Annotated in this window: 18 protein-coding genes and 1 pseudogene; 12 read left to right on the forward strand and 7 right to left on the reverse strand. The window is 63.2% G+C overall.

Annotation, left to right across the window (positions count from 1 at the left end; all coding sequences use genetic code 11):
* Nucleotides 1–1,061, reverse strand: a 1,061-nt coding sequence (locus WB785_RS08720) for a spirocyclase AveC family protein (protein WP_424078501.1), incomplete at its 3' end; no start/stop codon positions are given.
* 86 nt (nucleotides 1,062–1,147) lie between these two features.
* Nucleotides 1,148–2,320, reverse strand: coding sequence for a spirocyclase AveC family protein (locus WB785_RS08725; RefSeq protein WP_424078502.1), 1,173 nt, complete (start codon nucleotides 2,318–2,320; stop codon nucleotides 1,148–1,150).
* Between the two features lie 221 nt (nucleotides 2,321–2,541).
* Between WB785_RS08725 and WB785_RS08730 the strand changes: the two genes are divergently transcribed.
* Nucleotides 2,542–3,144: a TetR/AcrR family transcriptional regulator gene (locus WB785_RS08730; protein ID WP_424078504.1), complete on the forward strand. Its 603-nt coding sequence runs from the start codon at nucleotides 2,542–2,544 to the stop codon at nucleotides 3,142–3,144.
* A 38-nt stretch (nucleotides 3,145–3,182) separates the two neighbouring features.
* Here WB785_RS08730 and WB785_RS08735 read toward each other — a convergent pair whose 3' ends face one another.
* Nucleotides 3,183–4,628 (reverse strand): aldehyde dehydrogenase, encoded by a 1,446-nt coding sequence (locus tag WB785_RS08735; RefSeq protein WP_424078505.1) that lies wholly within the window; start codon nucleotides 4,626–4,628, stop codon nucleotides 3,183–3,185.
* A 109-nt stretch (nucleotides 4,629–4,737) separates the two neighbouring features.
* Here WB785_RS08735 and WB785_RS08740 point away from each other — a divergent pair, with 109 nt between their 5' ends.
* The 9 genes and pseudogenes from WB785_RS08740 to WB785_RS08780 all read left to right on the forward strand — a co-directional run bounded on the left by WB785_RS08740 (nucleotide 4,738) and on the right by WB785_RS08780 (nucleotide 11,728).
* The gene (locus WB785_RS08740) at nucleotides 4,738–6,003 is read left to right on the forward strand and encodes an aromatic ring-hydroxylating oxygenase subunit alpha (RefSeq protein ID WP_424078506.1); all 1,266 of its coding nucleotides are present in this window, start codon (nucleotides 4,738–4,740) and stop codon (nucleotides 6,001–6,003) included.
* 3 nt (nucleotides 6,004–6,006) lie between these two features.
* Nucleotides 6,007–6,336: a hypothetical protein gene (locus tag WB785_RS08745; protein ID WP_424078507.1), complete on the forward strand. Its 330-nt coding sequence runs from the start codon at nucleotides 6,007–6,009 to the stop codon at nucleotides 6,334–6,336.
* Nucleotides 6,333–7,586, forward strand: a complete 1,254-nt coding sequence (locus WB785_RS08750) for an amidohydrolase family protein (protein WP_424078508.1) — start codon at nucleotides 6,333–6,335, stop codon at nucleotides 7,584–7,586. Before WB785_RS08745 ends, WB785_RS08750 begins: the two co-directional genes overlap by 4 nt.
* Nucleotides 7,587–7,588: 2 nt before the next feature.
* Nucleotides 7,589–8,041, forward strand: a complete 453-nt coding sequence (locus WB785_RS08755) for a MarR family winged helix-turn-helix transcriptional regulator (protein WP_424078509.1) — start codon at nucleotides 7,589–7,591, stop codon at nucleotides 8,039–8,041.
* 170 nt (nucleotides 8,042–8,211) lie between these two features.
* A pseudogene (locus WB785_RS08760) lies at nucleotides 8,212–8,499 on the forward strand (2Fe-2S iron-sulfur cluster-binding protein); the annotation flags it as partial.
* Nucleotides 8,496–9,248, forward strand: a complete 753-nt coding sequence (locus WB785_RS08765) for an SDR family NAD(P)-dependent oxidoreductase (protein WP_424078511.1) — start codon at nucleotides 8,496–8,498, stop codon at nucleotides 9,246–9,248. The pseudogene WB785_RS08760 and the gene WB785_RS08765, both read left to right, overlap by 4 nt.
* A gap of 21 nt (nucleotides 9,249–9,269) precedes the next feature.
* A complete protein-coding gene (locus WB785_RS08770) occupies nucleotides 9,270–10,541 on the forward strand; it encodes an aromatic ring-hydroxylating oxygenase subunit alpha (RefSeq protein ID WP_424078512.1) in 1,272 nt (423 codons plus the stop codon).
* The gene (locus WB785_RS08775) at nucleotides 10,534–10,869 is read left to right on the forward strand and encodes a hypothetical protein (protein WP_424078513.1); all 336 of its coding nucleotides are present in this window, start codon (nucleotides 10,534–10,536) and stop codon (nucleotides 10,867–10,869) included. Before WB785_RS08770 ends, WB785_RS08775 begins: the two co-directional genes overlap by 8 nt.
* A 13-nt stretch (nucleotides 10,870–10,882) precedes the next feature.
* Entirely contained in the window at nucleotides 10,883–11,728 is an 846-nt protein-coding gene (locus tag WB785_RS08780; RefSeq protein WP_424078514.1) for a TauD/TfdA dioxygenase family protein, read from the forward strand.
* Between the two features lie 14 nt (nucleotides 11,729–11,742).
* Here WB785_RS08780 and WB785_RS08785 read toward each other — a convergent pair whose 3' ends face one another.
* Nucleotides 11,743–12,603, reverse strand: coding sequence for an amidohydrolase family protein (locus WB785_RS08785; protein WP_424078516.1), 861 nt, complete (start codon nucleotides 12,601–12,603; stop codon nucleotides 11,743–11,745).
* Here WB785_RS08785 and WB785_RS08790 point away from each other — a divergent pair.
* Nucleotides 12,602–13,303: a hypothetical protein gene (locus tag WB785_RS08790; RefSeq protein ID WP_424078518.1), complete on the forward strand. Its 702-nt coding sequence runs from the start codon at nucleotides 12,602–12,604 to the stop codon at nucleotides 13,301–13,303. The genes WB785_RS08785 and WB785_RS08790 overlap by 2 nt on opposite strands.
* Here WB785_RS08790 and WB785_RS08795 read toward each other — a convergent pair.
* The 3 genes from WB785_RS08795 to WB785_RS08805 are packed head-to-tail and all read right to left on the reverse strand — an operon-like array spanning nucleotide 13,289 to nucleotide 17,251.
* Complete coding sequence (locus WB785_RS08795) at nucleotides 13,289–14,839, reverse strand: acetolactate synthase large subunit (RefSeq protein ID WP_424078519.1); 1,551 nt, start codon at nucleotides 14,837–14,839, stop codon at nucleotides 13,289–13,291. The genes WB785_RS08790 and WB785_RS08795 overlap by 15 nt on opposite strands.
* Nucleotides 14,836–15,600, reverse strand: coding sequence for a fructosamine kinase family protein (locus WB785_RS08800; RefSeq protein ID WP_424078520.1), 765 nt, complete (start codon nucleotides 15,598–15,600; stop codon nucleotides 14,836–14,838). Before WB785_RS08800 ends, WB785_RS08795 begins: the two co-directional genes overlap by 4 nt.
* A gap of 4 nt (nucleotides 15,601–15,604) precedes the next feature.
* The gene (locus tag WB785_RS08805) at nucleotides 15,605–17,251 is read right to left on the reverse strand and encodes an acyl-CoA synthetase (RefSeq protein ID WP_424078522.1); all 1,647 of its coding nucleotides are present in this window, start codon (nucleotides 17,249–17,251) and stop codon (nucleotides 15,605–15,607) included.
* Between the two features lie 57 nt (nucleotides 17,252–17,308).
* Between WB785_RS08805 and WB785_RS08810 the strand changes: the two genes are divergently transcribed.
* Entirely contained in the window at nucleotides 17,309–18,109 is an 801-nt protein-coding gene (locus tag WB785_RS08810; RefSeq protein ID WP_424078523.1) for a crotonase/enoyl-CoA hydratase family protein, read from the forward strand.
* Nucleotides 18,110–18,137: the final 28 nt, after the last annotated feature.

Genomic DNA, 18,137 nt, shown 5'->3' on the forward strand with positions numbered 1-18,137 from the left:
GGATTGGGACAGGGGACGTCGCTCCCAGCACCGCAGGTGCCCCCATTGAAATAGGAGCGCTTCTGGTGATCTTCGGGCCAGGGATCAGCGTGCATGCCGATCCATTGCGCGGGAACGTTATAGAAGATGAAGAAGCAAGCGCTGACCCCCGCGAAGATCGCCAGGAAGCGAACGACCTGCTGCGTGGCGACTCCGCCACGAACCCGGTCCAGTCCGCGCTCGACGACTGTGCGGCCACGATCGTCGGTGAAGAAGCGCAGACAGCACAGAGCTGCCTGGACGCCGCCCCACATCAGTCCTTCGTAGATGGGCCATTGGTAGTAGGTGCCGGCATTGAGCGACACAGACCGGATGGCGCCGGGATAGGTGTAGAAACCGATCGGCAGCATGACCAGGCCCTCCATGACGAAGTCGAAGAGGATGGCGAGCGCGTAGGTGACGGCAATCAACCGAAGATTGCTGATGCTCGGCCATCGCGCCTTGATTTTGCGCATCGCAAAGCATCCGGCGATCGTGATCAGGAGAACTCCGTACGCGTATCCGGGTGCATTCGTCAGGAGGGGTTCTGGCACCTGATGGCCGGGCGCGTCGGGCGACACCCAACCCGGAATATACGGTGACCAGGAGCCGCGGTTGAATAGCCAACTGTTGTACGTACACCAGGTGTTGAAGTAATTCAGGAGCGGATCCTGAAAGAACATCAGGCCCATCGACCCTAAGAGCATGCCGTCCAGCGTGACTCGCCGCTCGCGGCGCCAAGGCCTGATGATGAACCACCAGAGGGCGAACGGAAGGGCAACCCAGAGAACGATCGCGTTCGCCATGAGTGGCACTTTCATGAACATCGGCGGATCGCTCGGGCCCGAGGGCACCCGCTCGAAGTAGGGCCCGGTGAGCCAGCGGATCCATACATATAACTGGAGCGCCAGGAGTGCGCCGCCCCCGACGGCCCAAATCTTTACGGGCTTCGCCTCAGGCTCAGCATGGGCACCGAGTCCGGCCGCGCCGCCGAGCGGCTCGGTGATAGTGGGCGCGTTCTTCTTGCTCGACAGGTCGCTCATGACGCTTTCTCCCTCTGAAGAACTGTCATCAAGTGACCGTGCATCGGCTTGAACCTGCGAGAGGGATCGGCGATGAGCTCGACATTTCAACGACCTCGATCGAACGGAACGGTCTTCGGAAGCTCGACACCCGGCGGAAGAATAAGCTTGCCGTCCTGATTGATGTAGCCAGACTTTTTGTTGGGCACAGGGAGTGCAGGATCAGGACAAGGCCGGTCGGTCCCTTCCCCGCAGATTCCCATCAGGAAATACGAGCGCTTCAAAAGGTCCTGCGGCCAGGGATCCTGGTGCAAGGCGAACCACTGAGCGGGGATGTTGTAGCACACGAAGAAGAAAGCGCTGCACGCCGCGAAGATCGCGAGGAAGCGCATGAGCTGTTGTTTCGCAAACCCACCTTGGACGCGTTCCAGTCCCCGTTCAACGAATGTCCGCCCTCGATCGTCGGTGAAGAAGCGCAGCGCACACAGACCCGCCTGGACACCTCCCCACATCAGCCCTTCGTAGACCGGCCATTGGTAGTAGGTGCCAGCGTTGATCGACAGGGCCCTAATTGCACCGGGGTAGGTGAAAAGTCCCATCGGCATGAGGAATAACCCCTCGATGACCAGATCGAAGAAAAACGTCCAGACGATCAATATGCCGATCAATCCGATGTTGCTGATGTTCGGCCAGCGCGACTTGGCCCGGCGCATGACCCAACAGCCAAGGATCGTGCACAGCAGGACTCCGTACGAGTAACCCGGCGCATTCATCAAGAGCGGTTCGGCCATCATGCGGCCCGGTTCCCCGAATGACAGCCAACCTGGAACGTTTTGCACCCACGAGCCCCGGTTGAACATCCAGGTGTTGTACGTACTCCAGGTATTGATGTAGTTCAGCAGCGGATCCTGGAAGAAGATCAGGCCGCAGGCCACCAGGAGCATGCCGTCAAGCGTGATTCGCCGCTCCCGCCGCCAGGGTCGGACGATGAAGTAATAAATGCCGATCGGTAGACCGGCGACGATGACGGTCGTCCAAGTGAGAAGGACAATCTTCATGAACATCGGCGGATCGCTTGGCCCCGTTGGCACCCGCTTGAAGTAGGGCCCGGTGATCCAACGGATCCACACGTACAGCTGAAAAGCCAGGATTGCACCGCCGATGATGGCCCAGGTTCGCACGGGCTTGGCCTTGGGCTGAGTCTCGGCACCAAGCGACGCCGCGTCGCCGAGCGGCTCGGTGACAGCGGGGGCATTCTTCTTGCTCAGCAATTCGCTCATGGCACTGTCTCCTTCTGGCTCCTCGTAGTACGGCGCATCAGATCGACCGGGGGATGTGGATCGCGATCGAACTCAACCGTCGGGCGGGGGGGGGACGAGTCGTCTTTCGCCGACGGGAACAGTCATTAATCGCACTCCTCCGATAGGCGGTCCACAGAAATATACCAGTCAGTATCTGACTGACCAATAAGTTTCTCAGATTCTATGACAGAATCATCGCCATGGTTGAGCGTTGGACGCGGGAGCGACGCCTTGAGCACACGCGTTCGCTTTTGTTGGATGCCGCGGAGGCCGTGTTTGCCGAAAAAGGCTTCACGCCAGCGACTCTCGACGACATCGCCGATACGGCGGGCTACACGAAAGGTGCCATTTACAAACATTTCGCCGCGAAAGAAGACCTCTTCTTGGCAGTGAGCGACCGATACTGGCGTCGCTACTTCGATAACTTCGCCGAAGTACTGTCGGGGGCGGCTGAGCTGGGAGCGCACGAACTCGACGAGATTGCCCAGCGATGGCGCCAGCTCAGCAACGACCGCGGTGCCGAGCACGCCGCGTTGGGCCTTGAGTTTTCGTTGTATCTGCTTCGCAACCCTGAGGCAAAGGAGCGGGTGGCAGCCAAAAGGTTAGAGGTCCTCGAGGCGCTGGCGAAGTTCATCGCCGAGGGCATCGACCAACTGGGCGGAGCCCTGCTGATCCCTCCCTTGACATTCGCCCACGTACTCGTCGCCACGACTGACTCAGTCGTGCTGGGCAGCCAACTCGATGATGTCGATCTCTTCAGACCGACCCTGCAAATGTACGTGTCAGTGATCAAACTGCCCTGACTTGGCGCGATTATGTGTGCCGGGCAGCCGGCGCGCGGTTAGCCGCCGGCCACCGAGATCGATTTGGTGTCAAGATAACTTTCGATACCTTCGCGACCCAATTCCCGGCCATAGCCGCTGGACTTGATGCCGCCGAACGGAGCGTAGGGGTCCATCGTGTAACCCTGGTTGACACCGAAAGTCCCGGTACGAATTCCTCCGGCCAGCGCTACACCGCGATCGAGGTCGTCGGTCCACACCGACCCGGCCAGCCCATAGTCGGAGTCGTTGGCGATCGACACCGCGTCCTGCTCGTCGTGGTAGTCGATGACGGTCAGCACTGGGCCAAAGATTTCTTCGCGGGCAATGCGCATGCCGTTGTCGGCGTCCGCGAACAAGGTCGGCTTGACATACCAGCCGCGCTCGACACCTTCGGGCATGCCGGTACCACCGGTGATCAGCCGGGCGCCTTCTTGCCGGCCGGTCTCGATGTAGCCGAGCACCCGCTGCTGTTGCCGTTGCGCCACCAATGGACCGAGCTGCGTGGCGGGGTCGATGGGGTCGCCGACGACGAGCGCCTGCATTTCGGCAGCCAGCGCATCGACAAAACTGTCGCTTTGGTTGGCGGGCACCAGGATTCGGGTAAGCGCGTTACAGATCTGTCCGCTGTTGGACAGGCTCGCCGATCGGATCCCCGCAGCGACGGTCGTTGGATCGGCGTCGTCAAGGATGATCGCCGCGGATTTGCCACCGAGTTCCAGGCTGACCCGTTTCAGGTCGCGGGCGCAGGTTTCGGCGACCTGCTTTCCGGCCGCGGTTGATCCGGTGAACGACACCTTGTCCACGTCGCGATGCCCGACCAGGTACGCGCCGATGTCGGCACCGCCGGGCAGCACGCTGACCACCCCGGGCGGCAGGCCAACGTCGTCAAGCAGTTCGGCAAGCAGCAGCGCGTCCAGCGGCGATTCGGGTGCCGGCTTGAGCACCACGCAACAGCCCGCAAGCAACGCCGGAATCAGCTTGGTGACGATGAGAAATTGCGGCATGTTCCACGGCACGATCGCAGCGACCACGCCGACCGGCTCGCGGCGGATGTGGATGTCGGAACCGTACCGGCCCGCCCGCGTCTCCTGCCACGAAAAGCTTTCGGCGAGATCGCAAAAGGCGGTCATCATCATCCACGGCAGGCCGACCTGCGCGCGCTGCGCAAAGCTGGTCGGAGCGCCGATCTCGATGGTGATCAGCTCGGCCATCTCCGCGCGTCGCTCGCCGTAGAGGTCGGCCAGCCGTCGCAGGACGGCGATTCGTTCCGAAGGGTCGAGCCGCGGCCATGGTCCGTGATCAAACGCCGCCCGCGCTGTCCCGACAGCGGCGTCGACGTCGGCCGGTGCGGCGGCTGCGACCTGCGCGACCGGCGCTTCGGTGGACGGCGAAATGACCTCGATCCTGGCGTTGGAGCTCGGCGTCGACCACGTCCCGCCGATGAACAGTGCCTGGTGTTGCACGCACACCTCCTCGGCCGTGGGGCCTACGAATATCAACTACTTGCGATTAAGCTACCGAGCATATACGGTCAGCGCTGCGGGCGGGTGGTCGTGATCGACAGGAGTAGGCATGGCTCGTTTCCCAAAGCCCCCGGAAGGCAGCTGGACCGAGCATTACCCCGAGCTGGGGACCGGTCCGGTGTCGTACGAGGATTCCATATCACCGGGCTTCTACGAGCTCGAGCAGGCGGCGATTTTCAAGCGCGCCTGGCTGAATGTCGGTCGGGCCGAGCAACTTCCACGCAACGGCAGCTACTTCACCAAGGAGCTGAAAGTCGCCAACACGTCAATCGTTGTTGTGCGCAACAGCCGAGGTGAGATCAACGCGTTTCACAACATCTGCCGGCACCGCGGCAACAAGTTGGTCTGGAACGACATGCCACTGGAGGAAACCAGTGGCTTCTGCCGGCAGTTTCGCTGCAAGTACCACGCCTGGCGTTACGACTTGGACGGCAACCTCACTCACGTCCCCCAGGAAGGGGAGTTCTTCGATCTGGACAAGAATCGCTACGGGCTGGTACCCGTGCACTGCGACGTGTGGGAAGGCTTCATCTTCGTCAACTTCGCCGCCGAACCCCCGCAGTCGCTGCGGGAATTCCTGGGTCCGATGGTGCTCGGCTTGGAGGGCTATCCGTTCGGGCAGATGACGTCGCGGTGGTGTTACCGCTCGGAAGTGAAGGCGAACTGGAAGCTCTATCTGGATGCGTTTCAGGAGTTTTACCATGCGCCGGTGTTGCACGCGAACCAGTCGCCGTCCAAGTACTCCAAGGCGGCGGCGGAGGCGGGTTTCGAGGCGCCGCACTATCGCATCGACGGGCCACACCGACTGGTCAGCACTTCGGGTGTCCGGACCTGGGAGATGGACGCCGATATGCGCAAGCCGGTCGACGAGATTTGCCGCAGCGGGCTTTTCGGTCAATGTGACAGCCCCGATATCGGTCCGCTACCCGCCGGCGTCAACCCGGCCAGCTGCGACCCGTGGGGGCTGGACTCGTTTCAGCTGTTCCCTAATTTCGTGATCCTGCTCTGGGGGCAGGGCTGGTATCTGACCTACCACTACTGGCCGACGTCGTATAACAGCCACGTCTTCGAGGGCACGTTGTATTTCCCGCCGCCGCGCACTCCCCGCGAGCGGGTTGCGCAGGAGCTGGCGGCGGTTACCTTCAAAGAATTCGGTTTGCAGGACGCCAACACGTTGGAGGCAACGCAGACCATGGTCGAATCGCGCGCTGTCGATGGGTTTGTTCTCAATGACCAGGAAGTGCTGTTGCGGCATCTGCATCACGAGACAGCGGTGTGGGTCGACGAATACCGGCGAGCAGCGGCGGGAGTCTGACCGATGACCACCATGCTGCCGCCCGAATTCGTTGATCTCGAGTCATTTTCGCATTGGTGCCTGCCGACCGAGCCGCAGCGCTACCACAAGCGACTCAATAGCTCGATGTCTGACATGCAGGCGTTTTATGACGCCATCACACCGCGCGCGGAAGACGCGCTGGCCTACTGCGACAAGTTCAGCCTCGACGATCTGCCCGAGGACGTGCTGAACCTGATGCACCTGTTGTACTCGATGATCATGGTGTCCTTCCCGGTCGAATGCTGGAAGCAGCCCCGCGTCCCCGATTCGGGCGCGTCGACGTTGGATTGCGTCTGCGAACCCGTCCCGTGATCGTGCTGCGGGCCGCTCGCTGGGCGGACGTTGACACCGGCCAGGTGCACTCGCCGGCGGTGGTCGTGGTCGACGACAACCGAATCGCAGCCGTCAATCCCGCTGAGCCACCGCCGGATTCAGCCACCGAGATTGACCTTGGCGATGTGACGCTGCTGCCGGGGCTAATGGACATGGAGCTCAACCTGCTCATCGGCGGTCCCGGTGGGCCAGAGGGGTTGCCGACCCCGCTGCACGGTGTGCAGGACGACCCCGCCTATCGGACCCTGCGCGGAGCGGTCAACGCGCGCACCACATTAGAGGCGGGGTTCACCACCGTGCGCAATCTAGGTCTGATGGTCAAGACCGGCGGTTACCTGCTCGACGTGGCGCTGCAGCGGGCGATCGACCAAGGCTGGCACATCGGGCCGCGGATCGTTCCGGCCGGACACGCCGTCACGCCGTACGGCGGACACTTGGATCCGACAGTGTTCCAACGGCTGGCGCCCGGCATCATGCCGTTGTCGGTCGCCGAGGGCATCGCCAACGGCGTACCCGACGTCCGAGCCTGCGTGCGCTACCAGATTCGGCACGGCGCCAAGCTGATCAAGGTTTCGGCTTCGGGCGGCGTGATGTCGCACAGCACATCACCCGGATCGCAGCAGTACTCCGACGAAGAATTCGCCGCGATCGCCGACGAGGCGCACCGCGCCGGCGTCCGGGTGGCCGCGCACGCGATCGGCGACACCGCCATCCGCGCCTGCATCAGAGCCGGAATCGATTGCATCGAACATGGTTTCCTCGCCACCGACGAGACGCTCCAGATGATGGTCGACCACGGCACTTTCCTGGTTTCCACGACCTATCTGACCGAGGCGATGGCCGTCGACCGGGTGGCACCCGAGTTGCGCAAGAAGGCCGCTGAGGTTTTCCCGCAGGCAAAGGCGATGTTGCCCAAAGCAATTGCGGCCGGAGTACGGATCGCCTGCGGCACCGACGCACCGGCGATCCCGCACGGCCAGAATGCCAAGGAACTTCGCGCACTGGTCGACCGCGGCATGACACCGATGCAGGCGATTCGCGCGGCCACAGTCACCAGCGCCGAGCTCATCGAAGCCGACCATGAACTCGGCCGGCTCGCCCCGGACTACCTCGCCGACATCATCGCGGTACCCGGAGACCCGTCCCAGGACATCGCCGCCACCCTGGACGTGCAATTCGTCATGAAGGGCGGCCGCATCTATAAGGGTCTCGAGCGGCAGGCAAGATGAGTATGGAACTGACTGACAACATTTTGTGGCTGCTCAAGCAGGCGTTCCATTTTTCATTGAAAACCGTCAATGACGCGATCAGCAGCCACGGAGTGACCACCGCGCAGATCGGGCTGATGCGCCAGTTGGCCAACGAACCCGGCCTGTCTGGGGCCGAGTTGGCCCGCCGGCTGCTCATCAGTCCGCAAGGCGTGCAGTTGGCGATCACAGCCCTGGAGCGCCGCGGACTCGTCGAGCGCAAGCAAGATCCCCAGCACGGCCGGATTTTGCAGACGTATCTCACCGACCAGGGCCGGGCGGTGGTCGCGGCAGTTCTGGCTGACGCGCTGGCCGCCCACGACCAGGTGTTCGGCGTTCTCGACCCCGACGAACGACAGCTGCTCCACGATCTGCTGGCCCGGGTGGTCGAACAGGGCACTGGCAACCCCCTGTTCACCGATCACCCCGAGGATTGAAGGCCGCAAGATGTCGCCGAGATCGACGCTAGTGCCGAAAAGCCGGACGAATCCCGCTCTAGCGTCGATCTCGCGACGTACATCGGATGAATCAAGTACTTGATATCTATCGCAAGTACTTGATATCTTGGCGGGTGATGGAGGAAGACAATATGGACGCTGTGGCAGTCGCAACCGACGCTGTCACCGAAGAAATAACGATTCAGCTGGACCGGCAAACAACCGTTGTGCCGTATCGGGCGGGCAACACCGTCCTGGAAACCGGCCGCATGGCCGGGCTGACGGTGCCGTCATCCTGTGAAACCGGTTCATGCGCAACGTGTATGGCTCGACTGGTGCAGGGAACGGTGCGGATGCTCAACAACGACGCGCTGACCGAAGACGAAGTCGCCGAGGGCTGGATCCTGACGTGCCAATCCATGCCGACCAGTCGATCGGTACGGGTGGTCTACGAGTGAGCAGCGTCGAGCGGGTGGCAGTGGTGACCGGCGGCGCTTCCGGTATGGGTGAAGCAACTTGCCGCGAGCTTGGCCGCCGCGGGCACAAGGTCGCGGTTCTGGACATCGATGGCCAAGCCGCGCAGCGGGTTTCCGCAGAACTACGGGCCCAGGCGGTGACCGCGCTCGGGGTGGCCACCGATGTGACCGATCGGCAAGCGGTCGAGGAAGCTTTCGCCAAAGTGCGTAGCGAGCTGGGCCCGGTCACCATCTTGGTGACCAGCGCAGGCATGGTGGATTTCGCGCCGTTCATTGAGATCACCCCCGAATCATGGGCACGCATCATCGACGTCAACCTCACCGGGACCTTTCACTGCTGTCAGGTGGCACTGCTGGACATGCTGGCCGCGGGTTGGGGCCGCATCGTAATGATCTCGTCGTCCAGCGCTCAGCGCGGCTCCCCCGGTATGGCTCATTACGCCGCATCCAAAGGTGCGGTGATTACCTTGACGAAATCGCTTGCGCACGAATACGCATCGGCGGGGATCACCGTGAACAACATCCCCCCGTCCGGTATCGAGACCCCGATGCAGCACCAATCGCAAGCCGAGGGGAACCTGCCGTCGAATGATGCATTGGCTCGACGCATTCCGATGAAACACCTCGGCACAGGTGCTGACATCGCGGCGGCCGTCGGATTTCTGTGCTCGGATGACGCCGGCTTCATCACCGGCCAGGTGCTCGGCGTCAACGGCGGAGCCGTGATGTGACAAGGCGTTTAGGAGGTAACCATGGCGCGATGGCCTAAGCCAGCGGAGGGTAGCTGGACCGAACACTACCCGGATCTGGGCACCGGACCGGTATCGTTTCGCGACTCAACCTCACCGGAGTTCTATGCCGCCGAACGCGAGGCGATCTTCAAACGCGCCTGGCTCAACGTCGGCCGCGTCGAAGATGTCCCGCGCGTCGGAAGCTACTTCACCAAAGACATCGCTGCAGTCGGCACGTCGATCATTGTGGTGAAAGGCAAAGACCAGGCGATCCGCGCATTCCACAACGTCTGCCGGCACCGCGGAAACAAGTTGATGTGGAATGACTTTCCGAACGAGGACACCAAGGGTGTGTGCCGGCAGTTCACCTGCAAGTACCACGGCTGGCGGTACGACCTGGACGGCGCGCTTACATTCGTGCAGCAGGAATCCGAATTCTTCGACCTCGATCGCGGCTCTTACGGACTGCGGTCGGTGCACTGCGATATCTGGAACGGCTTTATCTTCGTCAACTTCGACGCCGAGCCGCGGCAAAGTTTGCGAGAGTTCCTCGGGCCGATGATCACTGCGCTGGACGGGTATCCGTTTGACCGGCTCACCGAGCGCTACGACTGGGTCGCCGACAACAACAGCAATTGGAAGATCTTCGCCGACGCGTTTCAGGAGTACTACCACGTCCCGGCACTGCACCCACAGCAGGTTCCACCCGAAGTACGCGATCCAAACGCCGGGTTCGAGTGCGCCCATTTCCAAATCGACGGTCCGCACCGTGTCGTGTCCACGGCCGGCACCCGCCGTTGGCTGATGGAGCCGGACTTCATGTACCCGATCGAACGCGTCACTCGCAGTGGGCTTGTCGGCCCGTGGCGGACTCCCGATCTGGGTGAGTTGCCGGCGGGGCTCAACCCGGGCGGCATCGAGCCTTGGGGAATCAGCAATTTCCAGATCTTCCCGAACTTGGAGATCCTGATCTACGGCGGGTGGTATCTGCTCTACCGATATTGGCCGACTTCGCATAACACTCACCGGTTCGAGGCCTACACCGCATTTTCCCCGGCACGCAGTGTGCGTGAACGCATCGAACACGAGGTTGCCGCGGTGGTGCTCAAGGAGTTTGCGCTGCAGGATGCCGGCATGCTTGGCGGAACACAGGCAGCCCTAGAGACCGGCATTGTCGACGAGTTCCCACTCAACGACCAGGAGATTCTGGTCCGCCATCTGCATAAGGTTGTCGGCGACTGGGTTACGGATTATCAGCGCGAGCGGATGCCGGTAGGGGCGGACCATGGCTGACGCGTTACTACCCAGCGCCTTCGCCGAACTTGAGCCGTACGCCGAAACCTGGTGTCTGGAAACAGAAACCGAGCGGTGGGAAAAGCGGATGGCCAGCACGCAGGCCGAAATGCGAGATTTCTACGACGCATTCTTCCCCCGATTGGAAGAGGCGATCGAATACTGCGACAAGTTCCCGCTCGATGACGTCCCCGAAGACGCGCTGCACCTGTTGCACCTCATCTACTCGCTGATCATGGTCGCGATGGCGGTAGAGATCATGCGCCAACCCCGACCCACCGACGCCGCTGACGCCGTCATGATTCGCGTCAGCGAACCGGCGCCATGAGAACGGACGAGTGATGAGCCTGCTTACCATCAACAAGCTCACAACGTCGGTGGGCGCAGAAGTCACCGGCATCGATGCCGATCGGCTGGTCGCCGACGAGATGCTCGCCGATGCGGTGCTCGACGCGCTGGAAAACAACGGCGTGCTGGTCTTTCCCTGGCTGAACCTGAACCCTGAAGCGCAAGTTGCGTTTTGCTGCCGGCTCGGTGGGGTCGACCACTCCTCTGACGGCCACCACCCGGTGGCGGGCATCTACCCGATCACGCTGAATCCATTGAAGAATTCTTCGGCGGCATACCTACGTGCCACCTTCGACTGGCACATCGACGGCTGCACACCGCTGGGCGACGAGTACCCGCAGAAAGCCACCGTGCTGTCGGCGATACACGTGGCGGAACGCGGCGGCGAAACCGAATTCGCCAGTTCGTACGCGGCTTACGACGCGTTGAGTGACGACGAGAAGCAACGCTACGGATCGCTGAAAGTCATTCATTCGCTGGAAGCTTCACAGCGACGTGTCACACCCGACCCCACACCCGAGCAGCTGGCGCAGTGGCGCTCACGCCGCACCCACGAACACCCGCTTGTGTGGACGCACGACAGCGGTCGCAAATCGATGGTGCTGGGTGCATCGGCCGACTACATCGTGGGCATGGACATCGACGACGGTCGCGCGCTGCTGGCCGAATTGCTGGACCGCGCCACCGAGTCCGACAAGGTCTACAGTCACCGCTGGTCGGTCGGTGACACGGTGATCTGGGATAACCGCGGCGTTCTGCATCGCGCAGCACCCTACGACCCGGACTCGCCGCGAGAGATGCTGCGCACCACCGTGCTCGGCGACGAGCCCATCCAGTAGCCGGACTCGACCCCCTACAGTCCCAAAATGCGTGCGGCGTTGCTGTACAGGAACTTTGGCCACACCGCGTCGCGCAAGGGCACATCGGGCATCTCGGTGAAGATTCGCTCCAGCGACAGCCCCATCGGGAAGTATCCGGCGTAGAGCACCTTGTCCGCGCCGCGGGTGTTGGCGTAGTCGATGATCGCCTTGGGGTAGTACTTCGGCGCGAACGCCGACGTCGAGTAGTACAGGTTCGGCCATTTCAGCATCAGCTTGACGGCCAGGTCCTCCCAAGGCTCACAACCATGGCGAGTCACGAAGACCAGATCCGGAAAGTCAAACATCACGACGTCGATGCGCGCGACGTCCTGCGGCCCAAACGGCACCCGCGGCCCGGGCACCCCGGCACACACGAAGATGGGCATACCCAACTCGACGCACGCGGCATAGATCGGATACATCTTCGGGTCGTCGATTGGCACCTGTGGAAAGGTGCCGGCAGGGAATACCGATGTGGCCCGGATACCGAACTCGTCATGCTCGCGGTGAATGGCTCTGACCGACCCCATCACGTCGTTGGGATCGTTCACCGACCCCGACGGCACGAAGCGGTCCGGATGCTTCTTCGCGGCCAGCTGCGAAGTCTCATCGACGACGGCGACCAGACCCTTCTCGATACCGAAGCGGTCCATCTCGTGCAGCGTCAGCGCGACGGGATCGTTGGTCGGCAGGTCCTTGGGTACATCTTTGAACATGTACTCGACCGGGAATTCGAACTCCTCGCGCGACTGCCGGTCCTTGGTTTGCTTGCGGATGAAGTCGTACTGGCCGGAGCCCTGCTTGGGAAAGCCGATCATCGTGTCGAAGACCGGCAGCCCCGCAATATCAGCCATGGGGTCAGATTACGCTTCAGGCATTGTGCAGCTATTCGAGAACCTCCCTGCGACGATTGGCATCGCGATCGCGTCGGCCGGTGGAACCTCCGCGAAGTCGTTCGGCACTTGGTCGACGGGTGTCGCATGGTCGACGATCAAGGTGCCGTTGGCGATTGCGTGCTTGCGGGCAGGGCCGGGTAACCGCGAGCTGGTGGCCAGAACCATTACGCAATCCGACAATGCCGCATCCGAAGAACTGTGGTCGCAGCTCGGCGACCCGGCCGAGGCGGCGAAGAACGTGCAAGCCGTCATCAACGACGCGGGCGATACAACCACCGCGGTCGAGTCACGACGACTTCGCCCCGGCTACACAGCATTCGGTCAAACCCAGTGGTCGCTATCTCGGCAAGCCCAGTTCGCCGCCGCGCTGCCGGCCCTTCCCGGTGCTGGCCCCGTCGTCGACTTGATGCACAACCTCTGCGCCGATCACCGTTGGGGATTGGCCGCTAAAAGCCTTGCGGCCAAGGGAGGTTGGGGTCCGGGGACGCCCGGCGAGTACCTGGTCCGCCAATTCGCAATTGTCCCCACCGGATCAGGGCATGTCGGCGTCGCGCTCGCGGCGGAAGCTCAGGACGGCACATTCGAAACCGGAGTCGATGTCATCAACAGGCTGGCCGACTGGCTGGTCAACAACCTTGCTGAACTAACCGAGGATTGACGGCACCACCGCGTCGATCAGGTGCGGGCCCGGTTCGGCGAGGGCTGCGCGCAGTGCGTCGGCGAAGTCCTCGGCGGTTGTCGCACGCCGCGCCGGAACGCCCATGCCCTCGGCGATCTTGACGAAATCCATTCTGGGACGGGACAAATCGAGGAGGTCGAGTGCCTTAGGGCCGGGCGCCGAGCCGGCCCCGACCCGCTGCAACTCGATCCGCAGAATGTCGTAGGCGGCGTTGCTGTAGATCACCGTGGTGATGTCGAGGTTCTCCCGCGCCTGGGTCCACAAGCCCGAAATGGTGTACATCGCCGATCCATCGGATTCCAGACACAGCACCGGCCGGCCAGGCGCGGCAACGGCTGCGCCGACTGCGGTGGGGATGCCGAATCCGATGGCCCCACCGGTCAGTGTCAGCCAATCATGGGCGGGCGCGCCGGCGGTCGCTGCCATCAGCGGTACCCCGGATGTGTTGGACTCGTCGACGACGATCGCCCGGTCGGGCATGAGTGCGCCGATCACGTCGGCCACCGCTGAGGCGGTCAACGCACCTGTCGGCAGTTGCGGACGTGACGGCGGGGCGACAGCAGCAGTCGTTTCGGGTGCCACCTCGTCGGCCAACACCGTCAAAGCCGCTGCAGCACCGGCATGTTCGGCGAGCACATGCACTTGGCAGCCCTCCGGTACCAGGTCGCTCGGCTTGCCGGGGTAGGCGAAGAACGACACCGGCGACGCGGCCCCGGCCAGGATCAAATGTTTGGCGCCGTCGAGTTGAGCGGCGACGGCCTCGGCGAAGTAGGCGATCCGTTCGACGGCGGGGACACCGGCGCCGCGCTCCAGCCGAGTGGGGAATACTTCGCAGTACCAGCGGGCGCCGGTGGCGGCAGCAATCCGGGCGCCCGCCGTCAACCCGGCGCTGCGGGTGGCGTCGCCGCCGACCAGGATCGCCGCGGGCTCCCCGGACCGCAATACCTTGGCAGCCAACGCGACCGCATCCATGTCGACGGTCGCCGGCGTCGGCTGGGCCGGCGCCGAAAGGCTCGTCTGGGCATCTTCGGTCCACGAAATATCTGCCGGCAGAATCAAGGTGGCGACCCGTCCGCCGCTCCGGCTGGCGGCGATCGCCTCGGCGGCGTCAGCCGCAACATCACCGTCGGAGCGGCGCAGCCAACCCGACACGCTGCCGGCCAGCGCCTCGATGTCCGATTCCAGTGGGGCGTCATACTTCTTGTGATAGGTGGCGTGGTCGCCGACGACCACGACGATCGGCACCCTGGCGCGCCGGGCGTTGTGCAGATTCGCAAGGCCGTTGCCCAACCCGGGGCCGAGGTGCAGCAGCACCGCGGCGGGCCGGTCGGCGATGCGGGCATAGCCGTCAGCCGCGCCGGTCGCGACGCCCTCGAACAAGGCCAGCACACCTCGCATTTGCGGGACGGTGTCCAGCGCCGCCACGAAGTGCATCTCGGAGGTTCCGGGGTTGGCGAAACAAACGTCGACGCCGCCGTCGACCAGGGCATTGATCAGGGCCTGGGCACCATTCACGCTTCGACTGTAGACGCGGCGAGATGCGTCTGCTGCGCGTACCCGGCGCCGAACAGTACGACATGCGCAAGCAACGGAAAGAGCTGGTGCAGGCCAACGCGTTTGCGCCAGCCCGGTCTCAGCGGTCGGACCTGCTGGTAGCCGGCCAGGACAGCGTCGTAGTGCGGGCAACCAAACAGCGCGAGCATTGCCAGGTCGGTCTCGCGGTGACCGCCGTGTGCGGCCGGATCGATCAGCACCGCGCCGTCGGCCGTCCACATCACGTTGCCACTCCACAAATCGCCGTGCAGCCGGGCCGGCGGGTCATCGTCGTCGAAGTCACCTGCGCGGGAGCGTGCCGCGACCGAGTCGACCGCCGCACGCGTCGAAGCGTCCAGCCGCGGTGCCGCGAGCTCGGCCATCGGGGTCAGTCGCTCGTCGGCGTAAAACTCGCCCCAGCATCGGTGCGGGCGCAGCAACATTGGCAATGGCTGCGATAGCGGCCCGAAGAATCCGTGGCCGTCCCATCCGTCCGGCCCCGCGCCGAACGCCGCCGCCCCGGCGTCGTGCGTGGCGGCCAGCCGGCTGCCGAACTCACGCGCCGCTTCGCGGCTTGGCGGCACCGAATAAAGCCGCCGCAGGGTCAGGCTGGTCGCGTCGACTGAAACAACCTGCGCGCAAGGCACTCCGCCGTCGACGTCGGAAAGCCAACGCAGCCCGGCGGCTTCGCAAGGGAAGAAATCGGTGGGCGCTTCAGGGTGCTGCTTGACGAAATCGGCCACACAGCTAGGCAGTTACGTGAGCAGCATGCACATCGTCGGCGGGCCGCGCCTCAGTCTGCTCCTTGGCCCAGCGGTAGTCGGGTTTCCCGGCCGGTGACCGTTTGACTTCGTCGACCAACCAAAGGCTGCGCGGCACTTTGTATCCCGCGATCTCGGCGCGCACGAAACTGTCCAACTCCGACAGCGTTGGGCGAGAACCCGGCCGGGCCTGCACGACGGCGGCCACATGCTGGCCGTAGCGGGGATCGGGCACGCCCACCACCAGCGCATCGAAGACGTCGGGGTGGCCCTTGAGCGCAGCCTCGACCTCCTCGGGGTAGATCTTCTCGCCGCCGCTGTTGATCGAGACCGATCCGCGGCCCAGCATGGTGACGGTGCCGTCCTCCTCGACCTGGGCGTAGTCGCCCGGAACGGCATAGCGCACGCCGTTGATGGTCTTGAAGGTCTCGGCGGTCTTCTTCTCGTCCTTGTAGTAGCCGACCGGGATGTTGCCCTTCTTGGCGATCAGACCACGCACGCCGGATCCCGGCTTGACCTCGTTGCCGTCCTCGTCGAGCACGACGGTGCGGTGGTCGATCGTGACACGTGGACCACCGCTGTGCGGCGCGTCCTTGGCGACGATGCTGGTGCCGCCGAAGCCGGTCTCCGAGGAGCCGATCGAATCGGTGATCACCCGGTTGGGCAGCAATTCCAGTAGTCGGTCCTTGATGCTCGGTGAGAACAGCGCCGCGGTGCTGGCGAGCAGGAACAGCGATGACAGGTCGTATTCGTTACCTTCATCCTGATGAGCCAGCAGGGCGTCGAGCAACGGCCGCGCCATCGCATCGCCGGTGAAGAACAACAGGTTCACCTTGTGGTCGTGAATCGTGCGCCACACTTCGTCGGCGTTGAATTCCGGTGCCAGCACCGTGGTTTGGCCAGAGAAGATCGACATCCAGGTGGCCGACTGGGTGGCGCCGTGGATCATCGGCGGAATCGGATAGCGGATCATTGGCGGATTGGCGGCGGCGGCCTTGGCAAGGTCATGCTCGTCTTTGACGAATTCGCCTGTGGCGAAGTCAGTTCCGCCGAACAGCACCCGATAGATGTCCTCGTGGCGCCACATCACACCCTTAGGGAAGCCGGTGGTGCCGCCGGTGTATAGCAGGTAGATGTCGTCGGCGCTGCGCTCACCGAAATCCCGCTCGGGTGAGCTCTGCGCAATCGCGGAGTAGAACTCCACACCGCTATAGCGCTGAAAGTCGTTGTCGGAGCCGTCCTCAACGACGAGGACGGTCTTGACGCTGGGGGTGTCCGGCAGCACGTTGGCTACCCGGTCGGAGTACTGGCGCTCGTGCACCACCGCGACCATGTCGCTGTTCTCGAACAGGTAGCGAAGTTCGCCCTCGACATAGCGATAGTTGACGTTCACCAGGATTGCGCCGGCCTTCACGATGCCGAGCATCGCGATGACGATCTCGTTGCGATTGCGGCAGTACAGCCCGACCTTGTCGTCCTTCTTGACACCCTGATCGATGAGGTAGTGGGCCAGGCGGTTGGCCTTCTCCTCCAGTTGGGCGTAAGTCAGCTGGTCGTCGCCGCAGATCAGGGCGACACGGTCAGGCACAGCGTCGATGGCGTGCTCAGCGAGATCGGCAATATTCAGGGCCACGGACCCAAATTAGAACGTGTTACATTTCCACACAAGTCCGAGGGAAGGCGATCACCCGTGAGCGAGACCGAAAAAAAGGCCGACGCCATCATTGAGCAGCGCGGACATACCCTGATCCTGACGCTGAATCGTCCCGAAGCCCGCAACGCCCTGAGCACCGAGATGCTGTCGATCATGGTCGAGGCGTGGGACCGCGTCGACAACGATCCCGACATCCGGTGCTGCATCCTGACCGGCGCCGGCGGCTACTTCTGCGCAGGTATGGACCTCAAAGCGGCGACCGCGAAACCGCCCGGCGACTCGTTCAAAGACGGTAGCTACGACCCGTCGCGCATCGACGCCCTACTCAAAGGTCGTCGGCTGACCAAACCGCTGATCGCCGCGGTCGAGGGCCCGGCCATCGCCGGTGGCACCGAGATCTTGCAGGGCACCGACATCCGCATCGCCGGCCAAAGCGCCAAGTTCGGCATCTCGGAGGCCAAATGGAGCCTGTATCCCATGGGCGGCTCGGCAGTGCGGCTGGTCCGGCAGATCCCCTACACGGTGGCCTGCGATCTGCTGCTGACCGGTCGGCACATCACCGCCGCGGAAGCCAAGGAGATCGGCTTGATCGGCTACCTGGTTCCCGACGGCGAGGCGTTGACCAAGGCGCTCGAGATCGCTGAGGTGATCAACAACAACGGGCCGCTGGCGGTGCAGGCGATCCTGCGCGCGATTCACGAAACCGAGGGCATGCACGAGAACGAGGCGTTCAAAATCGACACCAAGCTCGGCATCGACGTGTTTCTGTCCGATGACGCGAAAGAAGGCCCGCTGGCGTTCAAGGAGAAGCGCACCCCGCAGTTCAAAGGGCGCTAACCTCCCCGCTTTGGCGCGACTAGCTAAG

The sequence above is a fragment of the Mycobacterium sp. genome (assembly GCF_049585075.1).
Taxonomy (GTDB): Bacteria; Actinomycetota; Actinomycetes; order Mycobacteriales; family Mycobacteriaceae; genus Mycobacterium.